This is a genomic window from Pseudomonas sp. PB120, assembly GCF_009761815.1.
Lineage (GTDB): Bacteria > Pseudomonadota > Gammaproteobacteria > Pseudomonadales > Pseudomonadaceae > Aquipseudomonas.
Window position 1 is genome coordinate 40,327 of sequence record NZ_RWIN01000122.1, and the last position, 25,431, is coordinate 65,757.

The 25,431-nt window shown below is 58.1% G+C and carries 20 protein-coding genes and 1 pseudogene; 14 read left to right on the top strand and 7 right to left on the bottom strand.

Annotation, left to right across the window (positions count from 1 at the left end; genetic code table 11):
• Nucleotides 1-7: 7 nt before the first annotated feature.
• From EJA72_RS22020 to asnB, 5 genes are all read left to right on the top strand, one after another.
• A complete protein-coding gene (locus EJA72_RS22020) occupies nt 8-778 on the top strand; it encodes an electron transfer flavoprotein subunit beta (protein ID WP_157713630.1) in 771 nt (256 codons plus the stop codon).
• A gap of 163 nt (nt 779-941) precedes the next feature.
• Nucleotides 942-1,508 (top strand): GNAT family N-acetyltransferase, encoded by a 567-nt coding sequence (locus EJA72_RS22025; RefSeq protein WP_157713632.1) that lies wholly within the window; start codon nt 942-944, stop codon nt 1,506-1,508.
• A gap of 50 nt (nt 1,509-1,558) precedes the next feature.
• Complete coding sequence (locus tag EJA72_RS22030) at nt 1,559-2,758, top strand: retropepsin-like aspartic protease (protein WP_157713634.1); 1,200 nt, start codon at nt 1,559-1,561, stop codon at nt 2,756-2,758.
• Nucleotides 2,759-3,184: 426 nt separating this feature from the next.
• The gene (locus tag EJA72_RS22035; protein ID WP_157713636.1) at nt 3,185-4,543 is read left to right on the top strand and encodes an FAD-dependent oxidoreductase; all 1,359 of its coding nucleotides are present in this window, start codon (nt 3,185-3,187) and stop codon (nt 4,541-4,543) included.
• 76 nt (nt 4,544-4,619) lie between these two features.
• Nucleotides 4,620-6,314 (top strand): asparagine synthase (glutamine-hydrolyzing), encoded by a 1,695-nt coding sequence (gene asnB, locus EJA72_RS22040; RefSeq protein ID WP_157713638.1) that lies wholly within the window; start codon nt 4,620-4,622, stop codon nt 6,312-6,314.
• Nucleotides 6,315-7,120: 806 nt separating this feature from the next.
• On the opposite strand, the gene gbcA is transcribed toward asnB, so the two are convergent.
• Nucleotides 7,121-8,416 carry a glycine-betaine demethylase subunit GbcA gene (gene gbcA / locus EJA72_RS22045; protein WP_157713640.1) on the bottom strand — a complete coding sequence of 432 codons (1,296 nt, stop codon included), beginning with the start codon at nt 8,414-8,416 and terminating at the stop codon, nt 7,121-7,123.
• A 281-nt stretch (nt 8,417-8,697) separates the two neighbouring features.
• On the opposite strand from gbcA, the gene gbcB reads away from it, so the two are divergent.
• The gene (gene gbcB / locus EJA72_RS22050) at nt 8,698-9,798 is read left to right on the top strand and encodes a glycine-betaine demethylase subunit GbcB (RefSeq protein WP_157713642.1); all 1,101 of its coding nucleotides are present in this window, start codon (nt 8,698-8,700) and stop codon (nt 9,796-9,798) included.
• 118 nt (nt 9,799-9,916) lie between these two features.
• Here the strand turns inward: gbcB and EJA72_RS22055 are convergent, their stop codons facing one another.
• The gene (locus tag EJA72_RS22055; protein ID WP_157713644.1) at nt 9,917-10,741 is read right to left on the bottom strand and encodes an NAD(P)-dependent oxidoreductase; all 825 of its coding nucleotides are present in this window, start codon (nt 10,739-10,741) and stop codon (nt 9,917-9,919) included.
• Between the two features lie 267 nt (nt 10,742-11,008).
• Nucleotides 11,009-12,049 carry a low specificity L-threonine aldolase gene (locus EJA72_RS22060; RefSeq protein WP_157713646.1) on the bottom strand — a complete coding sequence of 347 codons (1,041 nt, stop codon included), beginning with the start codon at nt 12,047-12,049 and terminating at the stop codon, nt 11,009-11,011.
• Nucleotides 12,050-12,182: 133 nt separating this feature from the next.
• Between EJA72_RS22060 and EJA72_RS22065 the strand changes: the two genes are divergently transcribed.
• The 8 genes from EJA72_RS22065 to fdhA all read left to right on the top strand — a co-directional run bounded on the left by EJA72_RS22065 (nt 12,183) and on the right by fdhA (nt 22,269).
• On the top strand, nt 12,183-12,893 hold the full coding sequence (locus EJA72_RS22065) for a TraX family protein (RefSeq protein ID WP_157713648.1): 711 nt from the start codon (nt 12,183-12,185) through the stop codon (nt 12,891-12,893).
• Between the two features lie 282 nt (nt 12,894-13,175).
• Entirely contained in the window at nt 13,176-14,429 is a 1,254-nt protein-coding gene (glyA, locus tag EJA72_RS22070) for a serine hydroxymethyltransferase (protein WP_084318448.1), read from the top strand.
• Between the two features lie 23 nt (nt 14,430-14,452).
• Nucleotides 14,453-15,703, top strand: a complete 1,251-nt coding sequence (locus EJA72_RS22075; RefSeq protein ID WP_007947735.1) for a sarcosine oxidase subunit beta — start codon at nt 14,453-14,455, stop codon at nt 15,701-15,703.
• 14 nt (nt 15,704-15,717) lie between these two features.
• Nucleotides 15,718-16,047, top strand: coding sequence for a sarcosine oxidase subunit delta (locus EJA72_RS22080; RefSeq protein ID WP_157713649.1), 330 nt, complete (start codon nt 15,718-15,720; stop codon nt 16,045-16,047).
• Nucleotides 16,044-19,061, top strand: coding sequence for a sarcosine oxidase subunit alpha (locus EJA72_RS22085; protein ID WP_157713651.1), 3,018 nt, complete (start codon nt 16,044-16,046; stop codon nt 19,059-19,061). The genes EJA72_RS22080 and EJA72_RS22085 overlap by 4 nt, the downstream gene beginning before the upstream one ends.
• Nucleotides 19,062-19,183: 122 nt before the next feature.
• Nucleotides 19,184-19,816 carry a sarcosine oxidase subunit gamma gene (locus tag EJA72_RS22090; protein WP_157713653.1) on the top strand — a complete coding sequence of 211 codons (633 nt, stop codon included), beginning with the start codon at nt 19,184-19,186 and terminating at the stop codon, nt 19,814-19,816.
• A 195-nt stretch (nt 19,817-20,011) separates the two neighbouring features.
• Nucleotides 20,012-20,869 carry a formyltetrahydrofolate deformylase gene (purU, locus tag EJA72_RS22095; protein WP_157713655.1) on the top strand — a complete coding sequence of 286 codons (858 nt, stop codon included), beginning with the start codon at nt 20,012-20,014 and terminating at the stop codon, nt 20,867-20,869.
• A 200-nt stretch (nt 20,870-21,069) separates the two neighbouring features.
• Nucleotides 21,070-22,269 (top strand): formaldehyde dehydrogenase, glutathione-independent, encoded by a 1,200-nt coding sequence (gene fdhA / locus EJA72_RS22100; protein ID WP_017341178.1) that lies wholly within the window; start codon nt 21,070-21,072, stop codon nt 22,267-22,269.
• A gap of 580 nt (nt 22,270-22,849) precedes the next feature.
• On the opposite strand, the pseudogene EJA72_RS29825 reads toward fdhA, so the two are convergent.
• The 4 genes and pseudogenes from EJA72_RS29825 to EJA72_RS22120 all read right to left on the bottom strand — a co-directional run.
• Nucleotides 22,850-23,164 (bottom strand): annotated as a pseudogene (locus EJA72_RS29825) (RHS repeat-associated core domain-containing protein); the annotation flags it as partial.
• A gap of 170 nt (nt 23,165-23,334) precedes the next feature.
• Nucleotides 23,335-24,009, bottom strand: coding sequence for an anti-sigma factor domain-containing protein (locus tag EJA72_RS22110; protein WP_157713659.1), 675 nt, complete (start codon nt 24,007-24,009; stop codon nt 23,335-23,337).
• A complete protein-coding gene (locus tag EJA72_RS22115; protein ID WP_372240731.1) occupies nt 24,006-24,620 on the bottom strand; it encodes an RNA polymerase sigma factor in 615 nt (204 codons plus the stop codon). Before EJA72_RS22115 ends, EJA72_RS22110 begins: the two co-directional genes overlap by 4 nt.
• A 59-nt stretch (nt 24,621-24,679) precedes the next feature.
• Nucleotides 24,680-25,273, bottom strand: coding sequence for a fasciclin domain-containing protein (locus EJA72_RS22120; RefSeq protein ID WP_157713661.1), 594 nt, complete (start codon nt 25,271-25,273; stop codon nt 24,680-24,682).
• Between the last annotated feature and the right edge of the window lie 158 nt (nt 25,274-25,431).

Consider the following 25,431-nt stretch of genomic DNA (forward strand, 5'->3'; position numbering starts at 1 on the left):
AAGGGTTATGAGCACGAAAATCATCAGCCTGGTGTCCATCGGCGCCCACCCGACCTCCGGCCGGCCACGTCGCGCGGAGCAGGATGCGCGGGCGGTGGAGCTGGGCCTGCAGCTGGCTGGGGATAACTTGCAAGTGCTGCATGCCGGCGATGTGGCGGAGCCTGCGCTACGCGCTTATCTGGGCATGGGCCTGGAACAGTTGCACGTGTTGGAACAACCGGTCGGCGCCGATGCGCTGCCCGCGTTGACTGCCTATCTGCGCGATGCCGGGGCGCAAGTCGTGCTGACCGGCAGTCAGGCAGAAACCGGTGAAGGCTCGGGCATGCTGCCGTTCCTGTTGGCGGAAAGCCTGGGCTGGCCGCTGGTGGTGGGGCTGGCGCAGGTCGAATCCATCGACGGCAGTTCGGCGTTGGTGCTGCAAGCCTTGCCTCGTGGTCAGCGCCGTCGTCTGAAGGTGCGGCTGCCGTTTCTCGCGACGGTGGATAACGCGGCGCCCAAGCCGCGTCAAAGCGCCTACGGCCCGGCTCGGCGCGGGGTGTTGCAGGCCGATGAAGTCGAAGTGATCGACGATGAACTGTTGGCAGTCGCCACACTGCAACCAGCCAAACCACGGCCAAAACGCTTGAAGGTGATCAAGGCAAAAAGCGGTGCGGACCGGATGAAAGCCGCAACGGCCAAGGCCAGTGGCGGGGGCGGGCAAGTGCTTAAAGGCGTGACCGCGCAAGCGGGTGCCGAGGCGATTCTCAAATTGCTGATCGAAGAAGGCGTGGTTCGCTAATTCAGCTTCAGCACAATCTACTGTAGGAGCGAGCCTGCTCGCGATGGATGTTAACGATAACGCGTGTTTTCTGGAAACCCGCGTCGCCCTCAAGTGCATCGCGAGCAGGCTCGCTCCTACAGTTTTGATCTCCCACCGCATGACCATAATTCATGAGGAACTAATGGCAGTTGAATTTCGTTCCGCGGTGCGCGCGGATGCGCGGGAGATCGCCCGTTTGTTTCAGATTTCATCCGAAGGCGCTTCAGATTACATCTGGAGCCAACTCGCCGAACCCGGCCAGGATCTGCTGGACGTAGGCGCGGCCCGCTACGCCCGCGACGACGTGGATTTCTCCTACCAGAACTGCCTCATCGCCGAGGCGGACGGCCACGTTATTGGCATGATGCACAGCTATGTGATGCGTCACGATCCATTGGCGGAGCCCACGACCGACCCGGTCCTGGCGCCATATGCCGACATGGAAATTCCCGATACGTTGTATATCTCGAGCCTGGCCTTGCACGAGGGTTGGCGTAACCAGGGCCTGGGCAAGCAGTTCCTCGCCCACGCTCACGAGCGCGTCAGTCAGTTGGGCCTCAAGGGCTTGAGCCTGATCGACTACGCGGTGAACACCGGGGCCCGCCGGTTTTACGAGCGTCATGGCTTCCGGATCGTCGACACCTGCCAGATCACGCCGCATCCGATGATTCGGGTGACGGGTGACGCCTACCTCATGCAATGGCCCTAGTAAGCTACATTGTCCTGTGAGCTGCCCTGGGTGGCAGCAATGGGTTGAACATGAGAGCGGTCAGTCGGCGTGAGACATGCCTGATCTGTGGCGCGAGTTTGAAAGGGTCATTGATCCTTGTTGGACTCTGTTTGTGTTTCGCCGCGGGCGCGATGGCAGAAAGCGCCCGGGCTGGATCTGATTTTGATAGATGGATGGAATCCGAACAGGGTCAAAAAGCTTCCCCGGCGCAGATGAAACAGCGCTGCGACACGGTGATGGACGCTGAGGAACACCTGAGTTGCTCAGTCTCCGTTCTCGCCCGTCTGTTCGAATCCAAAGCGGCCAACCTACTTCCCGAATTCTACCTCGCTACCAAACGCCGACATGCCCGGGCCATCGAGCAGGACCCGGAGCTCAAAGCCCTGTTTTCCATGTTTGGTGACCAATCCCTTGAGGCCCTGCGCGCTGTCGGCAATTTTTCGTTGACGCGGGCCAAGCAGCGCGAGGTGCTGCCGATCCACCCGTTCCCCAGTGATCATTACGTGACGGACGAAGTGCTGCCCTACATCGAGGTCAAGGCGGCCAATGGTGTCACGTCTCGGTTCATCGTGGACACGGGGGCGCCGCAGACGCGGGTCAACCTCGACACTGCGAAGTTGATGGGTATCCAGTTGCTGCCCGACGCCCGCTACAGATACAGCACGTTCTACGGTGAGCATGACCTGTCTGCCAGCCTCGGGATCTTCGAGTCCTTGAGGATAGGCACAAGCGAATTCAGGAATGTCCTGGTATTCGTCAGTGACCGGGACAACTTGCTGGGGCTGGATCTGCTCGCAAAGCTCGGGCGATTGAAGGTCACGAAAAAGACGCTGACGCTTAACGCCGAACCGCCTGCGCGCTGCGATTCGCCCATCACTTACACGCGCCTGGACATCAATCAGCGGCTGACCCTTCCCGCTCGGCTCGAGCACCGGGCGACGGTGGCCATTATCGACACCGGCAACGTGGACTACCTGACGTCCGCATTACCGGGCAGCACTGCGATTCAGGTCACCGGCAAGCCTCGATCGCAGACGTTCCGGGGCGAATTGAGCATGGGTGGACATATTCAATTGAGTACCTACAAATATTTCCCGGACTTCACGATCCCTCCGTCGATGCTGCTCGGCAAGTACGTTCCCTCTATTTTGCTCGGGTGGCAGGCGTTTAAAGATTTTGAATTGAATCTGGACGTCGATTCGGGCCGGTCGTGTTTCAACAGGATCTGAGCGTGATTACCCACAATCCCTGTGCGCGCCTCTGTGGATAACATGTTTGTCCTTCGCTGCAGGCCTTACAAACCAGGCCCTGTACGCCTTTGAGCAAAAAACAACCTCCGTTACCCGATACTCAGTCTCATAAATGTCCACTCCCTTTAGTTGTGCTGATATTTCAGTGTGTAACTTTAATGATTTTATTTAAGCGTCGAATTAAATGTTGAAAGGTGCTGATACACTTAAAATATGGTCAGCTAATTTGAATTTTTGTAGGCGTTGCAGGAAATATTTAGATCGAATATGTGCAGGTTCAAATGCTTTACAGGGAAGAGAGTGGGTTATTAAGCTTCGTGCCAGTTCAATGCTGAAGACGTGCGGGGAGATAATTAATTCTCATGCAAATCTGAAGTTAAACATTTTGTGCAGGTGCTTATATTCATGGATTTTAGAGATTTCGGAAATGCGCTGCTGGGCAAATATAAGGAAGTTAGCATTATATTTCCCGACCACAGTGATTATGAGGCGGCCAGGCAGCTTTATAATCGAATGCATAACCTCTATCCCTCAATGATTATAAGAACACTGAATCAGTCAGCGTTGAAAGAGCTTGTTCACTATGTGGCGATCAATAATATTGAACTGGCCATTCGGGGGGGAGGGCACCATATCGCCGGGTTTGGCTCTACTCAAGGAGGAATACTGCTCGATTTCTCTATTTACAGGGATGTTGGCATTGATGAGGAAAATCGTATTGCGAGCGTTTCCCCTGGCGCTCGCTTGGGTGATGTAGATCAAGCACTCTGTCAGAAGGGGTACGTCATCCCTACCGGAACAGTCAGTGATACCGGTATCGCCGGTTTGACCTTGGGCGGCGGGATTGGCTGGCTTCTGGGAACGTATGGGTTTACGTGTGAGAACCTGGTGGGGGCCGACGTTTTACTGGCTTCGGGTGAAATTGTCAGGGCTGAAGATCCAGGCCATGAAGACCTGTTGTGGGCGCTACGAGGTGGGGGCGGGAACTTTGGCATTGTGCTCGAATTCAGGTATGCATTATCGAAACTACCCCGTGTCTATTGCGGAACAATAGAGGTATTGGGTAAGGACATTGAAGGTGTACTGAACAGCCTGATTGTCTATCTGGGCAAGCATTGCCCGTCCAATCTGGTGGTCGCGCCTGTGCTCCAGAACCTGGGCCATGATCGAGGCTGCTGCCTTTCCATCGACTTTTGTCTCAGTGGCTCAGAAGACCACATGGAAATCATCAGGCTCGAAGAATATTTGGGTTTACCGCAGAAGCACCTATTTCTAACGAGTGATTTTGTGTCATGGCAGTCGTGGTCCGACGAGCGTTTCGCGCAACCCATGAGAGGGTACTGGAAGTCTGTTTGTCCAGACGCGTTCGGAGAGGAAATCTGGTCGTCCCTGTTGAAGTGGATCGAAAGAGTGCCTGGTTCCAATTGCAGCATCACCATTGAACATCTCAATCCCTCCCGCCGGCTTGAGACGCGTGTGGATTCAGCGCTCCCGATCGCAGAAAAAAATTACGGAATTTTGTTTTCAGCTCGCTGGCTAACCCCAAGTGATGACCTGGAATACATGAACTGGGTAAGAGGCGCTGTTGAATCCATAACGAGTAGTCAACGCTGTTCCTCCTACTCGAACTACACGTTTGAGGGGGAAAATGACGACCAGGCTGCGCGCGTCATCGAAGGAGGCAGGTTGGTCCAGACAAAGCAAAAATATGACCCGTCCAATGTATTAAGACGTAATCATAATATTCATCGCGACACGTTATGAGTGCAAGTATTGGGTACTCAATAACCTGATTCATTGATTGTGAAAAATCCAAAAGCTCAATAACAGGAACGCATTCATGTGTGGAATATTCGCTGCGTACTCCCCTGCCGGTGACATACAGGTTGAGTCTGTCACCCGCGCACTCGCAGAGTTGAATCATAGAGGTCCGGATTTTAATGACTACTATGTTTCGGCCGATAGAAAAGTTGCCTTGGGGCACACATTGTTGGCAATAGCCGATGCGGCTGAGTTTAGTGGGCAGCCTATTCAGTTTGAACATTTGCAGATGACATACAACGGAGAGATATACAACGTTTCAGACGTCAGAAAAGATCTAATCTCCAGAGGTGCGACTGTAACAACGGTATCCGACAGCGAATTGCTGATCAAGGCCATCTATTATTTTGGCCTGGAGTACTTGAAGAAAATAACCGGTTGCTACGCGTTCGTTGTTTTCGATAGTCGACAAGGCGAACTTTATTTCGGGCGAGACCCTTACGGCGAAAAGCAACTGGTCTGGACTCAAACGGATAGCGGGGCTGTAGTGATTAGCTCGGAATCCAAAGCGTTGAAGCACGTCCCTGGTGTTCAGCTCAGAACCAACATAAAACGGGTCTGGCAAGACTTTATCTTCGGCTTCTATTCGCCCCGTGATGAGACTTATTTTGAAAGTATTCATAATGCAGAGCCTGGCGTTATTTTTTCTGTAGATGCCATGGGGAAAGTCTCCGAGCATATGAAGATCGATTCTTCTGTTCTGCTTCCCTATTCAGATGAGGCATTGCTCGGCGCATTGTCATGTGCTGTGAAAAATCAGATCCCGGAAAGATACCCGTCTGCCGTCATTTTGTCGGGCGGCTTGGACAGCAGCATCATCACGTCTTTGTTGGATGAGCAATGCACCCATATCCAGGCATTCACGGCGTACCACGAGGGGACGGTTAGCGCCGATTTCTCCAGTGCCGAAAAATTGGTGAGCACCCTCAGCAATACGACATTGCAGCCGGTCTGTGTCACGCCTGATGAAGGCGCTGATTTGTTCTCTAAAGTTACTTATTCATTGGAAGAGCCACTTTTAGATCAAGTTTACATTTCTCAATACCTGCTCTACAGATCTGTGTCGCAGCAGGGACTGCGTGTTGCAATGAACGGGCAGGGAGCAGACGAATTCTGGTGTGGTTACAACCAGCACTATGATTTTCCTACCCAGAGCCAGGCCATATTGAACCATCGGTGGCACGGCTACTATTTCCAAAAAGCGATCGACTCGGGGCTGGGTTTAATGCTCACCGAACGTGAGATCAAAACCCTGATTGAAGAGCATCTGCCTGATGCACGGGGGAAAGAGCCGTTAGAGGTCCTTACAGATTTCTCAATAAAAAACCATCTTAGGGCGATGCTTTGCCACGAGGATCGACTGTCGATGGCCTCGTCGGTTGAGGTCAGGCTGCCTTTTCTGGACAGGCATGTCACCAGCCTGGCCTTGCATTTGGCTGCAAAGGCCAAAGTTGTCGATGGGGTGGAGAAGATGCCTTTGCGCAGAGCATTTGCCGATAGGCTTCCTCCGGAAATATCACAGCGACGAAAACTGGCGTTTCCAGATGCACCCGCAAAAAATTACAGCGAAATATTGGCATCAAATATCAATGCCAATTTTTTTGATGGCCTTTTTTCCCACGAAGATTTCAAACGATTCGAAGTGGATGGGAAAAGTCCGTGGGCCATGTTTGGTGTGAATGCGTTCGATAATGTGTTGTGTAGAAGAAGCTAAAACTCTGCCTATACCAGCACTATTTTTGACGAGGGGGTGTTTTTATCCACAACAGCCTGTGAGTAATGTGTGGGTAACAGACCGTTCCCTTGTCAAAAAATGGCGAAAATCTACGCGCAGTGTCATCCACACCCCAATTTTGGCTCCAACTACAAATTCTTCTCACCGTTTTAGGGGATAACTTTGCAGTCGACTCAACAGTTGCCCCCAATCTCTGTTGGTGCTTCTGTGGATAAGATGTTCGCTGTCCGCTACAGGCCATATAAAACGGGGCTTTCAGTGGCTTGATTAAAAAACGTTCAATTATCCTGATTTGACCCTGGCTACCTACGTAACCCTCTGATTTTAAGCGGCCTCCAGCGTTTTTCCACAGTAACGTGGAAGTTGCCCCCAAAGTCTGTTGGCGCTTCTGTGGATAAGGTGTTTGCCATCCTCTTCAGCCCATACAAACCGTGCCTTACAGGCTTCTGGTTAAAAAACAACCAGCCGCTGTTTAAAACACACTATTTGGATAAGTCACGGATTTTCTTTGGTTTCTGTGGAAAAAGTTATTCGTGAACACACACTTGTCCCCAATACCTGTGGGTGGAGGTGTGGATAACTTGTTCGCGGAAGGCTGGGAACCACGGGCGGCATAGTGCTGAACGGAATAGATCATATTTCGTACAGTTCTAGTTGGAGGATCGCTCGCAAGCCCCTGTAGGAGCGAGCTTGCTCGCGATGGTCGTTAACGGTAACGCGCTAAATCAGGTTGCCAGCGGCGCTCTTGAGTTTTTCGCGAGCAAGCTCGCTCCTACAGTGGATTGTTAGCCCTGTACGGGAACACCTTTGAGGTAAGGCGCAGGCTCGGCACCGAGGTTGTTCAGCAGGCGCTCGCTGTACCAGTCGACAAAGTTCACCACACCAAACTCGTAGGTCTTGGAGTATGGCCCTGGCTCGTAAGCCGTGGAGTTGATTCCGCGCTGGTTTTCTTCGGCCAGGCGACGGTCCTGGTTGTTGGTTTCATCCCAGACTTTGCGCATGCGTTCCACGTCGTAATCCACGCCTTCAACCGCATCCTTGTGCACGATCCACTTGGTGGTGACCATGGTTTCCTGAGCACTGATCGGCCACACAGTGAAGACGATGATGTGATCGCCCATGCAGTGGTTCCACGAGTGCGGCAGGTGCAGGATGCGCATCGAGCCCAGGTCCGGGTTCTTGATGCGGCCCATGAGCTTGGCGCAACCCTGTTTGCCGTCCAGGGTCATCGACACGGTGCCCTTGAGCAGCGGCATGCGCACGATGCGGTTACGCAGGCCGAAGCTGGCGTGGGCGTAAGGAATCTTTTCGGCTTCCCAGGCAGCGGCGGACGCAGCCACGTGGTCCTTGAAGGCCTGGTCGGCGCGCGGGTCGGTGACGTCGTCCCATTCCAGCAGGGTTTTCAACAGTTCCGGGTGCGACGCGTTGCAGTGATAGCACTCGCGGTTGTTTTCCAGCACCAGTTTCCAGTTGGCTTTTTCGTACAGGTTGGTCTGGATCGCCACCTTGGTGTTTTCCATGTCGTACGGTTCCATGTAATGGTTCAGCGTCGACAGGAAGTCATCAATGGCCGGCGGGTTTTCCGACAGGCTGATGAAGATGTAACCACCGGCGGTCTTCACGTTCACCGGTTTGAGGCCGTACTGCTTCATGTCGAAGTCGGCGCCCATTTCGGTGCCGGCGAACAACAGGCGACCGTCCAGTTCGTACGTCCACTGGTGGTAATGGCAAACCAGTTTGGCGACCTTGCCTTTTTCACTGGTGCACAGTCGCGAACCCCGGTGACGGCAGACGTTGTGGAAGGCGTGAACCACACCCTCGGCGCCGCGAATCACGATGATCGGGTTCTTGCCGATTTGCAGGGTCAGGTAGTTGCCCTTGCTCGGGATCTCGCAGGTCATGCCGGCGATCAACCACTCTTTCTGGAAAATTTCCTGCATGTCGATATCAAACAGCCGCTCGTCAGAGTAGAACGGCTGCGGCAGCGAGAAAGTACGCTCGCGTTCTTGCAGCATCTGCGCGGTGGCCTTGCGTGCGGGTTCCAGTGGATCGCCCAGGCTCAGGGTAGTGGTGACGTCCATCATTTAATCCTCAAGGCCATTCTGTGTGGCCGGCGAAAGTGACTAATCAGGTTTGTACGCAAGGTGTAAAGGTTGTGTCTTGGTATGGGGCGAGTGTGGGGCCGGCGTTGCCCGGAACCTTATCCATGGGCGACATGGCCCAATCTGTTCCCGACGCGCAACCCCCGGTAGTTGTGGGCTGGTCGCGATAAGTATGTGAATGTCGCAGATAGGTAAATGGCGGGTTCGCGCTATACGCAGAATCGCCAACATAAGGCCGACCATCGGCGGTGGAGAACAGCATGTCCAACAGCTTCCTGAATCCGGTAACCACCCAGACCTGGGCCAATGGCCGGCACATCGTCCGTTGCGTCAAAGTCATCCAGGAAACCTGGGACGTACGCACCTTCTGTTTCATGGCCGACCAGCCGATCCTGTTCTTCTTCAAACCGGGGCAATTCGTCACCCTGGAACTGGAAATCGAAGGCGTGCCGATCATGCGCTCCTACACGATTTCCAGTTCGCCATCGGTACCCTACAGCTTTTCGGTGACCATCAAGCGTGTACCGGGCGGCAAGGTGTCCAACTGGCTGCACGACACGCTGCATGAGGGCCAGGAATTGGCCGTGCACGGTCCGGTCGGCCTGTTCAACGCCATGGACTTTCCTGCGCCCAAGGTCCTGTACCTCAGTGGCGGTGTCGGTATAACGCCGTGCATGTCGATGGCGCGCTGGTTCTACGACACCAACGGCAATGTCGACATGGTGTTTATCCACAGCGCCCGTTCGCCGAAAGACATCATTTATCACCGCGAACTGGAACACATGGCGTCGCGGATCGATAACTTCAGCCTGCACCTGATTTGTGAGAAACACGGTCTGGGCGAGCCCTGGGCCGGTTATCGCGGCTACCTGAACCACAAGATGCTTGAGCTGATGACGCCGGACTTCATGGAGCGCGAAGTGTTCTGCTGCGGCCCGACGCCGTACATGAACGCGGTCAAGCGCATGCTCGAGGCCGCAGGCTTCGATATGAAGCGCTATCACGAGGAGTCCTTCGGCGCGACGCCGCCGGAAGCGCGTGCCGATGCGGTGGAACAGGCCGAAATCGCAGCAGACGCGCCGGAAGTCGATTTGGCGGACCTCCATCAAGTCGAATTTATTTCGTCCGGCAAGAGTATTCGGGTGGCCCCGGGTGAAACCGTGCATGCGGCGGCGGCCAAGCTTGGCCTGCTGATTCCGAAGGCGTGCGGCATGGGCATCTGCGGCACGTGCAAGGTATTGAAGCTGGGGGGCGAGGTCGAAATGGACCACAACGGCGGGATTACCGAGGAAGACGAAGCCGAGGGTTACATCCTGTCGTGCTGCAGCGTGCCGAAGGGCGACGTGCGTATCGAGTTTTAATCGACCCTGTAGGAGCGAGCTTGCTCGCGATGGATGCTAACGATAACGCTCACTGCCTGAATAAACGCGGCGTCATCAAGTCCATCGCGAGCAAGCTCGCTCCTACAGGGGATGCGTGTCAATCGATGAACAGGTCAGGCATCAGCGTGTCGTTGCTGTCGGGGGCGAACCGATAGTGTTCGAATTCGGTGGTGCCGTTTTCTCGCAGAATCTCTTCATCCACTAGCAACCGCCCGGTAATGCTGCGCCCGCTGCTGTCCAGAATCACATGGGCGGCATCCGCCATGATCGCGGGCGTTCGCGCATGCTTGAACGACTCCCTTGAGCCCAACTGAAACTCGATGGCAGCCGTCGCGATCATCGTCTGCGGCCACAGCGAATTGACGCTGATACCGTAATGCTTGAATTCCTCGCTCATCCCCAGCGTCAGCATGCTCATGCCGTACTTGGTCACGGTGTAGGGGCTGTATTGCGCGAACCATTTCGTCGCCAGGTTCAGCGGTGGCGACAGGTTGAGAATGTGGCCACTGGATTGTTTCAGGTAGGGCAGGACGGCCTGACTGCACAGCAACACGGCGCGGGTGTTGATCTGGTGCATCAGGTCGAAACGCTTGAGTTCGAGGTGTTGAACGCCCGTCAGCTTGATCGCCCCGGCGTTGTTGACCAGCGCATCAATGCCGCCGAATTGCTCATGGGCCTGGGCCAATGCCTCACGCACCGCGACGTCATCACGCACGTCCACCTGCAACGGCAACGCCTGGCCGCCGGCGGCCTCGACTTCCCTGGCCACGCTGAAAATCGTGCCCGGCAACTTGGGGTGCGGCTCGGCACTTTTCGCCGCAATCACAATGTTGGCCCCGTCGTGTGCGGCCCGCAGCGCGATCTCCCGACCAATCCCCCGGCTGGCGCCGGTAATGAACAGGGTTTTGCCTTTCAATGACATGCGTACGCTCCTGATTATTGTTATGTGAGCGGATAGAAGCGGCTCGCCAGTCAATGTAGACCAGGACAGCGTGAGGGCTCGGCGCGGAAGGTATTTTGTGTAAGGGATTTTGTGGCGAGGGAGCTTGCTCCCGCTCGGCGGTGAAGCCGTCGTAAAACCTGCCAATGCGGTCTGCCTGACGGACCGCATTTTCAGTATTTGGGGCCGCTTCGCAGCCCAGCGGGAGCAAGCTCCCTCGCCACAGGGAGCGGGTCCGTGCGTAGGAAATTAGCGGGACATGACCTCGCGGATATCCGCCGCCAGTTCACGTACGCGTTCTTCCTCGGTGTCCCACGAGCACATGAAGCGTGCGCCGCCGTTGCCGATGAAGGTGTAGAAGCGCCAGCCCTTGGCGGTCAGGGCCGCGATGGCCGGTTCCGACAGCTGCAGGAACACGCCGTTGGCCTGCACCGGGAACATCAGTTCCACGCCAGGAATGTCGCTTACCAGCTCCGCCAGCAATTGCGCGCAACGGTTGGCGTGTTGGGCGTATTTCAGCCACGCGTCGTTTTCCAGAATCCCGACCCACGGTGCTGACAGGAAACGCATCTTCGAGGCCAACTGCCCGGCCTGCTTGCAGCGGTAGTCGAAGTCTTCGGCCAGTTTGTGGTTGAAGAACAGGATCGCCTCACCCACCGCCATGCCGTTTTTGGTGCCGCCAAAGCACAACACATCGACGCCGGCCTTCCAGGTCAGGTCCGCGGGCGTACAGCCCAGGAATGCGCAGGCGTTGGAGAAGCGCGCGCCGTCCATGTGCAGGTTCAAGCCGAGTTCTTTGCAGGTGGCGCTGATGGCGCGGATTTCTTCCGGGGTGTAGACGCTGCCCACTTCAGTGGCCTGGGTCAGGGTCACGACGCGCGGTTTCGGGTAGTGGATGTCCTGGCGCTTGAGCGCGACTTCGCGGATCGATTCCGGGGTCAGCTTGCCGTTCTCGGTGCGCGCGAGCAGCAGCTTGGAGCCGTTGGAGAAGAATTCCGGCGCGCCACATTCGTCGGTTTCGACGTGGGCGGTTTCCGAGCAGATCACGCTGTGGTAACTCTGGCACAACGACGACAGGGCCAGCGAGTTGGCGGCGGTGCCGTTGAAGGCGAAGAACACTTCGCAGTCGGTTTCGAACAGTTTGCGGAAATCATCGGACGCGCGAGCGGTCCATTCATCGTCGCCGTAAGCGCGCTGGTGGCCGTGGTTGGCCTGTTCCATCGCCGCCCAGGCTTCGGGGCAGATACCGGAATAGTTGTCGCTGGCGAATTGTTGGCTCTTATCGGTCATGGCCCTGCTTTCCGTGATCGGGACGCTTATGGTGAAGCGTCTCGTGGTCAATGATGGTGCGCACTTTACCGAAGATCATCCGGCGAGCACACGCGATGTGTCTGACAGAAAAATACAAAGACGACGGGCAATTATGCACATGACTCAACGCGAGGGTGCACTGGATCTGCTGAAGTGGCTGGCGGTGCTGTGCATGGTGCTCGATCACCTGCGATATGTCGGCTATTCCGTTGATCTGCTGTATGTGCCCGGGCGTCTGGCGTTCCCGTGGTTTTGCCTGGCGATGGCGGCAAATTTGTCGCGTTCGCAAGCAGCGACCCATGAATGGCACTATCTGGGTTGGCTGCTGTTGTTCAGTGCTGTCAGCGAAGTTCCTTACCGGTTGTTCATTCCTGATCACGACACCTTGAATGTGTTGCCTACACTGGCTCTGGGCCTGCTGGTTGCCCGTGGATGGCAGGACAGGACGCTGCAATCGCGACTGCTCGCGATGGGTGCTTTGATCCTGGCGGGAGTGTTCTCCGGGCACTTGATGTTCGGCTTCTTTGGCGTGCTGTTGCCGCTGGCGACATTGTTGGTGATCCGGCGGCCCTGGTACGCCAGCCTCCTGCCGGGCGTGGTCTGCCTGGCGGCCAATCAATGGCACGTGCTGTATTACGCCGCCAAACTGGGCAACAGCGCCGCCGTCCCCGGCATCGTCGCGTGCCTGATTGCGCCATTGCTGGGACTGTTCCTGTTGCGACATGCACGACGCTTCCACCCGCCACCGATGCGGCGTTGGGCGTATGCGCTCTATCCCGCTCACTTCCTGCTTCTACTGCTCGTCCGCCAGATCGCCGCATAACCCTGTAGGAGTGAGCCTGCTCGCGATGAGGCCATAACAGTCGGCAATGATGTTGCCTGACCCACCGCTATCGCGAGCAGGCTCGCTCCCACAGGGTTCTTTGCCGGTTTGGGGAGTGTGTTCGGCATGCCATTTCCCGCCATGTCGTAAACGCACCTTTGCGTGGCGTCCGTAGGCATTTGACCTGTCTGCGCCGGTCATACCATCGCTATCAAAGGGCACTGCCGAAACGCCGTGCCTTACCGAGACGAATGGCGCACAGATGCCGCTGGGAGAGACGCGATGTTCAGCAAGCAAGACCAGATCAAGGGTTACGACGATGCACTGCTGGCGGCGATGAATGCCGAGGAGCAACGCCAGGAAGATCACATCGAGCTGATCGCGTCAGAGAACTACACCAGCAAACGCGTCATGGAAGCGCAAGGCAGTGGCCTGACCAACAAATACGCCGAAGGCTATCCGGGCAAGCGCTACTACGGTGGCTGCGAGCACGTGGACAAGGTTGAAGCCTTGGCCATCGAGCGCGCCAAGCAACTGTTCGGTGCCGATTACGCCAACGTGCAGCCGCACTCCGGTTCTTCGGCCAACAGCGCCGTGTACCTGGCGCTGCTGCAAGCCGGCGACACCATCCTGGGCATGAGCCTGGCCCACGGCGGTCACCTGACCCACGGCGCCAAAGTGTCCTCCTCGGGCAAGCTGTACAACGCCGTTCAGTACGGCATCGACACCAAAACCGGGCTGATCGACTACGACGAAGTCGAGCGCCTGGCCGTCGAATGCAAACCGAAAATGATCGTTGCCGGTTTCTCGGCTTACTCCAAGACCCTCGACTTCCCGCGCTTCCGTCAGATCGCTGACAAAGTCGGTGCGCTGCTGTTCGTCGACATGGCGCACGTCGCCGGTCTGGTCGCTGCCGGCCTGTACCCGAACCCGCTGCCGTACGCCGACGTGGTCACCACCACCACCCACAAGACCCTGCGCGGTCCACGTGGCGGCCTGATCCTGTGCAAGGCCAACGAAGAAATCGAGAAGAAGCTCAACGCCGCCGTGTTCCCGGGTGCCCAGGGTGGCCCGCTGATGCACGTGATCGCCGGTAAAGCGGTGTGCTTCAAGGAAGCGCTGGAGCCCGGCTTCAAGGCCTACCAGCAACAAGTAATCGACAACGCCCAGGCCATGGCCGGCGTATTTATCAAACGCGGCTACGATGTAGTGTCCGGCGGCACCGATAACCACCTGTTCCTGGTCAGCCTGATTCGTCAGGGACTCACCGGCAAAGAGGCGGATGCAGCACTCGGTCGCGCCCACATCACCGTGAACAAGAACGCTGTCCCGAACGATCCACAGTCGCCGTTCGTGACCTCCGGCCTGCGTATCGGCACCCCGGCGGTTACCACTCGCGGCTTCAAGGTGACCCAGTGCGTCACGCTGGCCGGCTGGATCTGCGACATCCTCGACAACCTCGGCGACGCCGATGTCGAAGCCAATGTCGCGCAGCAAGTGTCAGCCCTGTGCGCGGACTTCCCGGTTTATCGCTGAGCGCGGTTTTGGAGTAAATGACTATGCAACGCTACTCAGGCTTCGGCCTCTTCAAACACTCCCTCAGCCATCACGAAAACTGGCAGAAAATGTGGCGCACGCCGACCCCTAAAAAGGTCTACGACGTGGTCATCGTCGGCGGCGGCGGGCACGGTCTCGCCACGGCCTACTACCTGGCGAAAGAGCACGGCATCACCAACGTGGCCGTGGTCGAAAAGGGCTGGCTGGGCGGCGGTAACACCGCGCGCAACACCACCATCGTTCGCTCCAACTACCTGTGGGACGAGTCGGCGCACCTGTACGAACACGCGATGAAACTGTGGGAAGGCCTGTCCCAGGACCTGAACTACAACGTGATGTTCTCCCAGCGCGGCGTCTACAACCTGTGCCACACCCTGCAGGACATTCGTGATTCCGAGCGTCGTGTCAGCGCCAACCGCCTCAACGGCGTGGACGGCGAACTGCTCGATGCCAAGCAAGTGGCGGACGAGATCCCGTACCTCGACTGCTCCAAGAACACCCGCTACCCGGTGATGGGCGCCACCGTCCAGCGCCGCGGCGGCGTGGCGCGTCACGATGCCGTGGCCTGGGGCTTTGCCCGTGCCGCTGACGCACTGGGCGTGGACCTGATCCAGCAGACCGAAGTGATCGGTTTCCGCAAGGAAAACGGCGTGTGCATCGGCGTTGAAACCAACAAGGGTTTCATCGGCGCCAAGCGTGTCGGCGTGGTCACGGCCGGTAACTCCGGGCACATGGCCAAGCTCGCCGGCTTCCGTCTGCCGATCGAATCCCACCCGCTGCAAGCGCTGGTGTCCGAGCCGATCAAGCCGATCATCGACAGCGTGATCATGTCCAACGCCGTACACGGTTACATCAGCCAGTCCGACAAGGGCGACCTGGTGATCGGCGCCGGTATCGACGGCTACAACGGCTACGGCCAGCGTGGTTCGTACCCGGTGATCGAGCACACCATCCAGGCCATCGTCGAGATGTTCCCGGTGCTGTCCCGCGTACGCATGAACCGTCAGTGGGGCGGCATCGTCGACACCACGCCGGATGCGTGCCCGATCATTTCGAAAACCCCGGTCCCGAACATGTTCTTCAACTGCGGTTGGGGCACCGGTGGCTTCAAGGCCACACCTGGCTCGGGCAACGTGTTTGCCGCAAGCCTGGCCAAGGGTGAAATGCACCCATTGGCCGCACCTTTCTCCATCGACCGTTTCCACAACGGTGCGTTGATCGATGAACACGGCGCTGCTGCGGTTGCCCACTAACAGGAGAAATCCCCATGTTGCATATCTTCTGTCCTCACTGCGGCGAACTGCGCTCCGAAGAGGAATTCCACGCATCCGGCCAGGCGCATATTCCGCGTCCACTGGATCCGAGCACCTGCACCGACGAGGAGTGGGGCGACTACATGTTCTTCCGCGATAACCCTCGCGGCCTGCACCACGAGCTGTGGGATCACGTTGCCGGTTGCCGTCAGTATTTCAACGTGACTCGCGACACCGTGACCTACGAGATTCTCGAAACCTACAAGATCGGCACCAAGCCGCAGTTCACCGACAAGACCGATAGCCCGAAAGCGGCCAGCACGGCTCTGGGAGAGAAGGTATGAGCCAGATCAATCGCCTGTCCAACGGCGGACGGATCGACCGTAACAAAGTCCTGAGCTTCACCTTCAACGGCCAGAGCTACAAAGGCTTCGAAGGCGACTCGCTGGCCGCTGCACTGCTGGCCAACGGTGTCGATATCATCGGCCGCAGCTTCAAGTATTCCCGTCCGCGCGGCATCTTTGCTGCCGGCGCCGAAGAGCCGAACGCCGTGCTGCAGATCGGCGCGACCGAAGCCACGCAAATTCCGAACGTACGCGCCACGCAACAAGCGCTGTACCAGGGCCTGGTCGCCACCAGCACCAACGGCTGGCCAAGCGTGAACAACGACATGATGGGCATTCTCGGTAAGGTCGGCGGCAAGCTGATGCCGCCGGGCTTCTACTACAAAACCTTCATGTACCCGCAATCGTTCTGGATGACTTACGAGAAGTACATCCGCAAGGCAGCCGGTCTTGGCCGCTCGCCGACCGAGAACGATCCGGACACCTACGACTACATGAACCAGCACTGCGACGTGCTGATCGTCGGCGGTGGCCCCGCTGGTCTGGCCGCTGCACTGGCGGCGGCCCGCAGCGGTGCCCGCGTGATCCTGGCCGATGAGCAGGAAGAGTTCGGCGGCAGCCTGCTCGATTCCCGCGAAAGCCTCGACGGCAAGCCTGCCGTGGAGTGGGTCGCCAGCGTCATCTCCGAGCTGAAAAATACTCCGGACGTGCTGCTGTTGCCGCGCGCCACGGTCAACGGGTACCACGACCATAACTTCCTGACCATTCACGAGCGCCTGACCGATCACCTCGGCGACCGCGCACCGATTGGCCAGGTGCGTCAGCGCATCCACCGGGTTCGCGCCAAGCGTGTGGTCCTGGCGACCGGCGCTCACGAGCGTCCACTGGTCTACGGCAACAACGACGTACCGGGCAACATGCTCGCCGGCGCCGTGTCGACTTACGTGCGCCGTTACGGCGTGGCACCGGGCAAGAAGCTGGTGCTGTCGACCAACAACGATCACGCCTATCGCGTTGCCCTGGATTGGCTCGACGCCAGCCTGCAAGTGGTGGCCATCGCCGACGCCCGCAGCAATCCGCGTGGCGCACTGGTAGAAGAAGCGCGCGCCAAAGGCATCCGCATCCTGACCGGTAGCGCCGTGATCGAGGCCCGTGGCAGCAAGCATGTAACCGCTGCCCGCGTCGCCGCGATCGATGTCAAAGGACACAAAGTCACCAGCCCTGGCGAGTGGCTTGAATGCGACCTGGTGGCCAGCTCCGGCGGTTACAGCCCGGTGGTTCACCTGGCTTCGCACCTGGGCGGCAAGCCGATCTGGCGTGAAGACATCCTCGGTTTCGTACCGGGCGAAGCACCACAGAAACGCGTGTGCGTCGGTGGTATCAACGGCGTCTACGGTCTCGCCGATTCGTTGGCCGATGGTTTTGAAGGCGGCGCTCGCGCGGCCAGTGAAGCCGGTTTCGGTGTGGTCGAAGGCACCCTGCCGAAAGCCCTGAGCCGTCTGGAAGAGCCGACGCTGGCGCTGTTCCAGGTGCCGCACGAAAAGAACACCGCACGGGCGCCGAAGCAATTCGTTGACCTGCAAAATGACGTCACCGCTGCCGCCATTGAACTGGCGACCCGCGAGGGCTTCGAGTCCGTCGAACACGTCAAGCGCTACACAGCACTAGGCTTCGGCACCGATCAGGGCAAGCTCGGCAACGTCAACGGCCTGGCCATCGCCGCTCGTTCGCTGAACGTGACCATCCCGCAGATGGGCACCACCATGTTCCGTCCGAACTACACGCCGGTGACTTTCGGCGCCGTGGCCGGTCGTCACTGTGGGCACATCTTCGAGCCGGTTCGCCACACTGCGCTGCATCACTGGCACGTGAAAAATGGCGCCGAGTTCGAAGACGTCGGTCAGTGGAAACGTCCGTGGTACTTCCCGAAAAACGGTGAAGACCTGCACACGGCCGTGAAACGTGAATGCAAGGCCGTGCGCGACAGCGTGGGCCTGCTGGATGCGTCGACCCTGGGCAAAATCGACATTCAGGGTCCGGATGCGCGTGAATTTCTCAACCGCATCTATACCAACGCCTGGACCAAGCTCGACGTGGGCAAGGCCCGTTACGGCCTGATGTGCAAAGAAGACGGCATGGTCTTCGACGACGGCGTAACCGCCTGTCTCGCCGACAACCATTTCGTGATGACCACCACCACCGGCGGCGCTGCACGCGTGCTGCAATGGCTGGAAATCTACTCTCAGACCGAATGGCCAGAACTGAAGGTGTACTTCACCTCCGTGACGGACCACTGGGCAACCATGACCCTGTCCGGGCCGAACAGCCGCAAGCTGCTCAGCCAGGTCACCGACATCGACCTGAGCAACGAAGCCTTCCCGTTCATGACCTGGAAAGAAGGCCTGGTCGGCGGTGTGCCGGCGCGGGTGTTCCGGATTTCGTTTACCGGTGAGCTGTCGTACGAAGTCAACGTGCAAGCCGACTACGCCATGGGCGTGCTCGAGAAAATCGTCGAGGCCGGCAAGCAGTACAACCTGACGCCGTATGGCACTGAAACCATGCACGTGCTGCGGGCCGAGAAGGGCTTCATCATCGTCGGCCAGGACACTGACGGCTCGATGACCCCGGACGACCTGAACATGGGCTGGTGTGTCGGTCGCACCAAACCGTTCTCGTGGATCGGCTGGCGGGGGATGAACCGCGAGGACTGCGTGCGTGATCAACGCAAACAGCTGGTCGGCCTGAAGCCGATCGATCCGACCAAATGGCTGCCGGAAGGCGCGCAACTGGTGTTCAACACCAAGCAAGCGATTCCGATGAGCATGGTCGGTCACGTCACCTCCAGCTATGCCCACAACTCCCTTGGCTATTCGTTTGCCATGGGCGTGGTCAAGGGCGGCCTGAGCCGCCTGGGTGAGCGTGTGTTCGCACCGCTGGCCGACGGCAGCGTGATCGAGGCGGAAATCGTTTCTTCGGTGTTCTTCGATCCGAAAGGCGAACGCCAGAACATTTGATGGCCTCGGGATCTGTGGGCTGGCGCCCACAGGGAAACGCGGTCGAATGTGGGAGCTAGCCTGCTGGCGATGACGGCAGTGCAGCCCCACAGGAATCAACAGAATTCAGGAACAGGTGCTTTATGACCGCAGCCAATGTTTACCAACAACGCCCAACCACCGGGGCCAAGGCCGAGTCGTCGCTGCATCACGCCGACCTCGCCAGCCTGGTGGGCAAGGGTCGTAAAAGCGCCGGTGTGACCGTGCGTGAAAAGAAACTCCTCGGCCACCTGACCATTCGTGGCGATGGCCACGATGCCGCGTTCGCCGCCGGCGTGCACAAGGCGCTGGGCATCGAATTGCCGAGCGCGCTGACCGTCGTGATCAAAGGCGAAACCAGCCTGCAATGGATGGGGCCGGATGAATGGCTGCTGATCGTGCCGACCGGTGAAGAATTCGCCGCCGAGCAAAAACTCCGTGAAGCGCTGGGCGACTTGCACATCGCAATCACCAACGTCAGCGGCGGCCAGCAGATTCTCGAATTGAGCGGTCCGAACGTGCGTCAGGTGCTGATGAAGTCCACCAGCTACGACGTGCACCCGAACAGCTTCCCGGTCGGCAAGGCCGTCGGCACAGTGTTCGCCAAGTCGCAGCTGGTGATCCGCCATACCGCCGAAGACACCTGGGAACTGTTGATTCGTCGCAGCTTCTCGGATTACTGGTGGTTGTGGTTGCAGGATGCTTCGGCCGAGTACGGGTTGAGCGTCCAGGCGTAATTCGGTGCATGACTGCTTTTGTGGCGAGGGAGCTTGCTCCCGCTCGGCTGCGTAGCAGTCGTAAAACCTGATTCCGTGTTCCTCCAGCAGGAACGCGGATGTTGATTTTGGGGCTGCTTCGCAACCCAGCGGGAGCAAGCTCCCTCGCCACAAGGTTCTCTTTGATCACGATGTAGCAGCAGGAGTCACCGCACTATGAGCCGCGCACCAGACACATGGATTCTGACCGCCGACTGCCCCAGCGTTCTCGGCACCGTGGACGCGGTGACGCGCTTTCTGTTCGAGCAGGGCTGCTACGTCACTGAGCACCACTCCTTCGATGACCGGCTCTCCGGGCGGTTCTTCATCCGCGTGGAATTCCGTCAGCCCGACGGCTTCGTCGAGGAAGCCTTCCGCGCCGGCCTTGAAGAGCGTGGCCAAGCCTTCGGCATGAACTTCGAGCTGACCGCGCCGAACTACCGGCCGAAAGTGGTGATCATGGTTTCCAAGGCCGATCACTGCCTCAACGATTTGCTCTACCGCCAGCGCATCGGCCAGTTGTCGATGGACGTGGCCGCCGTGGTCTCCAACCACCCGGACCTCAAGCCGCTGGCCGACTGGCACCAGATTCCGTACTACCACTTCCCGCTGGACCCGAACGACAAGCCGTCGCAAGAGCGTCAGGTGTTGCAGGTCATCGAAGAGTCTGGCGCCGAACTGGTGATCCTTGCCCGCTACATGCAGGTCCTGTCGCCGGAGCTGTGCCGCAAACTCGACGGCAAGGCGATCAACATTCACCACTCCCTGCTGCCCGGTTTCAAAGGCGCCAAGCCGTATCACCAGGCCTACAACAAAGGCGTGAAACTGGTGGGAGCCACGGCGCACTACATCAACAACGACCTGGACGAAGGACCGATCATTGCCCAGGGCGTGGAGGTGGTGGACCACAGTCATTACCCGGAAGATTTGATCGCCAAGGGGCGGGATATCGAGGGGCTGACATTGGCGCGGGCCGTTGGTTATCACATTGAAAGAAGGGTGTTCCTCAACGCTAACAGGACAGTCGTTCTTTAGATTGCTATCGCCAGCAGGCTAGCTTCCACAGGGTTTTGGGTTGTTCACACACGATGTATCCACCCGAATCATTGTGGGAGCCAGCCTGCTGGCGATGGGGCCCTTACCGGCAACACAAGAAACAGCATCTGTACCCGAGCATTTAACGCGCTGCCTGCCTGGGCAACGCGGTTCCATAAAAACAACAGCGAGGTGAAAGCATGTCTGGCAATCGTGGTGTGGTGTATCTCGGCGCTGGCAAGGTCGAAGTTCAGAAAATCGACTATCCGAAAATGCAGGATCCGCGTGGCAGGAAGATCAACCACGCCGTCATCCTGCGTGTGGTTTCCACCAACATCTGTGGCTCCGACCAGCACATGGTGCGCGGCCGTACCACCGCTCAAACCGGTCTGGTGCTGGGGCACGAAATCACCGGTGAAGTGATCGAGAAGGGCAGCGACGTCGAGAACCTGCAGATCGGCGACCTGGTGTCCGTTCCGTTCAACGTGGCGTGCGGGCGCTGCCGTTCCTGCAAGGAAATGCACACGGGTGTCTGCCTCAGCGTTAACCCGGCCCGCCCGGGCGGTGCTTATGGTTACGTCGACATGGGCGACTGGACCGGTGGCCAGGCTGAATACGCGATGGTGCCGTACGCCGACTTCAACCTGCTCAAGCTTCCTGATCGCGATCGCGCGATGGAAAAAATCCGCGACCTGACCTGCCTCTCCGACATCCTGCCAACCGGTTACCACGGCGCAGTGACCGCCGGCGTTGGTCCTGGTAGCACGGTTTATATCGCGGGTGCCGGCCCGGTCGGTCTGGCTGCTGCGGCTTCCGCTCGCCTGCTGGGCGCGGCGGTGGTGATCATCGGCGACGTCAACACCGTCCGTTTGGCACACGCCAAGGCGCAGGGTTTCGAAATCGCTGACCTGTCCCTCGACACGCCGCTGCACGAGCAAATCGCGGCGCTACTGGGCGAACCCGAAGTGGATTGCGCCGTCGACGCCGTGGGCTTCGAAGCGCGCGGTCATGGCCATGACGGCGTGAAACACGAAGCTCCGGCCACCGTGCTCAACTCGCTGATGGGCGTGGTCCGTGTGGCCGGCAAAATCGGTATCCCGGGCCTGTACGTGACCGAAGATCCAGGTGCCGTGGACGCCGCCGCAAAAATGGGCAGCCTGAGCATTCGTTTCGGTCTGGGCTGGGCCAAATCCCACAGCTTCCACACCGGCCAGACGCCAGTGATGAAGTACAACCGCCAGCTGATGCAGGCGATCATGTGGGACCGTATCAACATCGCCGAAGTGGTGGGCGTGCAGGTGATCAGTCTGGATCAGGCACCGCAAGGTTATGGCGAGTTCGATGCGGGCGTGCCTAAGAAGTTTGTGATTGATCCGCATAAGTTGTTTAGTGCGGCGTAGTTACTTTAGTGGAAAGGAGCGACAGGGTGTCGCTCCTTTTTGTTAGCTAGGTGCTTCAGTCTGTATAGACGGTGAAATATACATTCGTCATTTGCAGTGGAAATTACATTACCTGTTGTCGAATGTTTTTTTGGGTTTTCATTGCTTTTTCATGCAGATTGAAACGTCTTTCCAACTCTGCAAGTGAGGAAAAACCTGCGCTGTCGACAATATGAGGGATGTCGTACGGATTGTTTATACCTATAGTTTTTAGTTGATTTGGTGTCGTGCCGGGGAATTCACCTGTTGCGATATCCCATGCTTGCTGAATAGAGTTTTTATTTTGCGCTAGTGTTTTCGGTTTCAATAATCGTGAGACCGAAATTTTTGCTTCATTTACGAATTTGAACATTTTTGATGAGGTTGCACTCAGGGCGGAGATGTCTTTCCCTTTAAGATTCCCGATAATCGAGCCCATGACATCAGGCATGTTTTCAAATGGTTGGAAATCTCCCATGGGATTTTCAAGGCGAGGCATTCTTTTGTTGGCGGCTGCTACTGCTTTGGGGAAATGTTTCTGCATCAGACTTGGCCAGTTTACGTGCCCGGTCGGATCCAGCCGATTCACTGGGTCTCCCACGCAATACGCATAGGCATTCAAACCGCCCTCCCCAAACGGGCTCCAACTGTCCGGACTGTTAAACCGCATCAACACCGGATTAAGCGCCCGATAACCATTGCCCAACAAATAATGACCGGTGACGGGATCCGGTTGTTCGCCGTTGAAACCGAGCCGACCGGGCAACCCCCACTGCGCAATACGATGTCCGTAAGGAGTGTAGGAGAGTGCACGAGGGCCGGTTGCGTTGAGAACGCTCAATACCGTGCGTTGTTGATCAGTAGCGAGCAGGGTCGTTGCACGCCGATCATGAGGGTCAATAAAGTGCAGCTTTTCGTGATTGGACTGCATGAGCCGGCCCCCCCCAATAAGTCTTAAATTTCAGGATTTCACTATGGGGGAGTCGGGCAAGGCTGGCTACTATCAGAACTGATAGTGTCTCTGGAAGATCGCGGTATCGCGTCTTTTCAAAGCGCGGCCAACGCACCTTGATACAGCACCGGCCCCGTTGGCTGCCCGGTCGGTGAGCCGCCTTTCGGTTCAAGGCTGACCGCCAGCGCGACAGGCTTGCCGATCAGCACTTTCTGCGCGTCGCTCAGTTCAATCCTGCCGCTGCCATCCGCCGGAATAAAACCGAGGGAAATCGGTTTGCCGTCCGCTGGAATCGCCCACAATTCCAGGCTGCGTCCCGGCTCGACGGCCGCGAGGGTCAGCGGTTCGACTTTCAGATAATCCTTGTGCGCTTCGACCTTCAGCGCAGGCTGAGCATTGGCGGTCAGCAACGTCGCGCTGTACCGCGCACTGTCGCGGGTATAGATCACGCCCAACGTCACGGCGACGACCAGCGAACAAACCGCCGCCGTCACCCGTAACCAGTTCCAGAACGGACGCCGCGCAGGCACATGCAGCACTTGCGGTTCTATCCGCGCCGTAATCCTCCTCCAGACGCGATCCGGCACCGGGTGCTCGGGCAGTGCGTCGGTCAAGCTGGCCAGGCTTTCCTGCCAGTGCGCCAGTTCCACGCGCAATGCCGCGTCCTCCAGCAGCAACGCTTCGAACCGTCGACGCGCGGCCGAAGGCATCAGGCCGATGGCGTAGTCGGCGGCGAGGGCGCGGCGCAGGGTCGGGGTCTGGTAGTTCATGATTCAAGGCACCTGCGCAGGCGTTCCATGCCACGGCGGATCCAGGATTTCACCGAGCCCAGGGGCGCGGCCAGGTGTTCGGCGAGTTCGGAGCATGACAGCCCCTGAAAATACGCCACGGTGATCGATTGACGCTGCATGCCGTCCAGGCTTTCCAGGCAGCGATTCAAGGCGTTGGCCTCGCGGGCGCTGCTCAATTGGTCGTGGGCCGAGGGGCTTTCATCCACCAGCGCCTGTTCTTCCAAATCGGTCAACGGCCGGTCACGGTGTTTGCGCAACTGGTCGATGGCCTGATGGCGAGTGATGTTGATCATCCACGTCAGCGGTGCCGACAGATGCGGTTCGTAGCGCGAGGCGTTGTTCCAGATGCGCACGAAGCTCTCCTGCAACACTTCCTCAGCCAGGTCCGGACGTCCCATGAAACGCAAGGCAACACCATGCAAACGCGGGCCGACGCTGCGGTACAGCGTCTCGAATGCGCGGCGGTCACCCAGTGAACACTGGGCCAGCAGTTGCCTGAGCTGATCGGCGTCGGCGATGGGAATAGCGGTTCTCCAATCAGTCGCGTGAGCCCAAGAGGGTAGTTCACGGCACGCAGTTGTTCCATTCACGGGCGGGCCCTCTCGGAACGACGCCGACCCTGATGCGCAGGATCGACGTCATACCTCACTCAGCTTTTGGGCATCAGCACTTTGTCGATGACCTGAATCACGCCGTTGGACTGGTACACGTCGTAGGTGGTGATGTCGGCGACGTCACCTTTTTCATCCTTGATGGTGATGTTGTGCGGGCCGTTCATCATCGCCCACAGCTTGCCGCCAGCGACGGTGGTGAGCTCGGTCTTGCCGCCACCGGCCTTGATCTTCTCGGCCAGGGTTGCCATGTCGAGTTTTCCTGCGACCACGTGGTACGTCAGGAGCTTGCTCAGGGTGGCTTTGTTTTCCGGTTTCAGCAGGGTGTCGACGGTGCCGGCGGGCAGGGCGGTGAAGGCCGAGTTGACCGGGGCGAACACGGTGAACGGGCCTTTGCCTTTGAGGGTGTCGACCAGGCCGGCGGCCTTCACGGCGGCGACCAGTGTGGTGTGGTCAGCGGAGTTCACCGCGTTATCGACGATGTCCTTGCTCGGCAGCATGGTCTGGCCGCCGACCATCACGCTGTCGTGGCTCATGGTTGCCGCTTGCACGGTGTTGAGGGCGAATCCGCCGCCAAGGGCCAGGGTCAGCAGGCTGGCAATCAACGGTGTTTTGATCGAAGTGCGTGTCATGGTGATGATCCTTGTGGGGAGAATCGGCCAGGAATGTCTGTCCGTGCTTGATATACGCGGCCGGGGCGGGACTGGATGCAGCCCCAACCAATTGTTTTTGGTAAACGTGATTCCTGTAGGAGCGAGCTCGCTCGCGATTGACCTGAGAGCGCCACGTT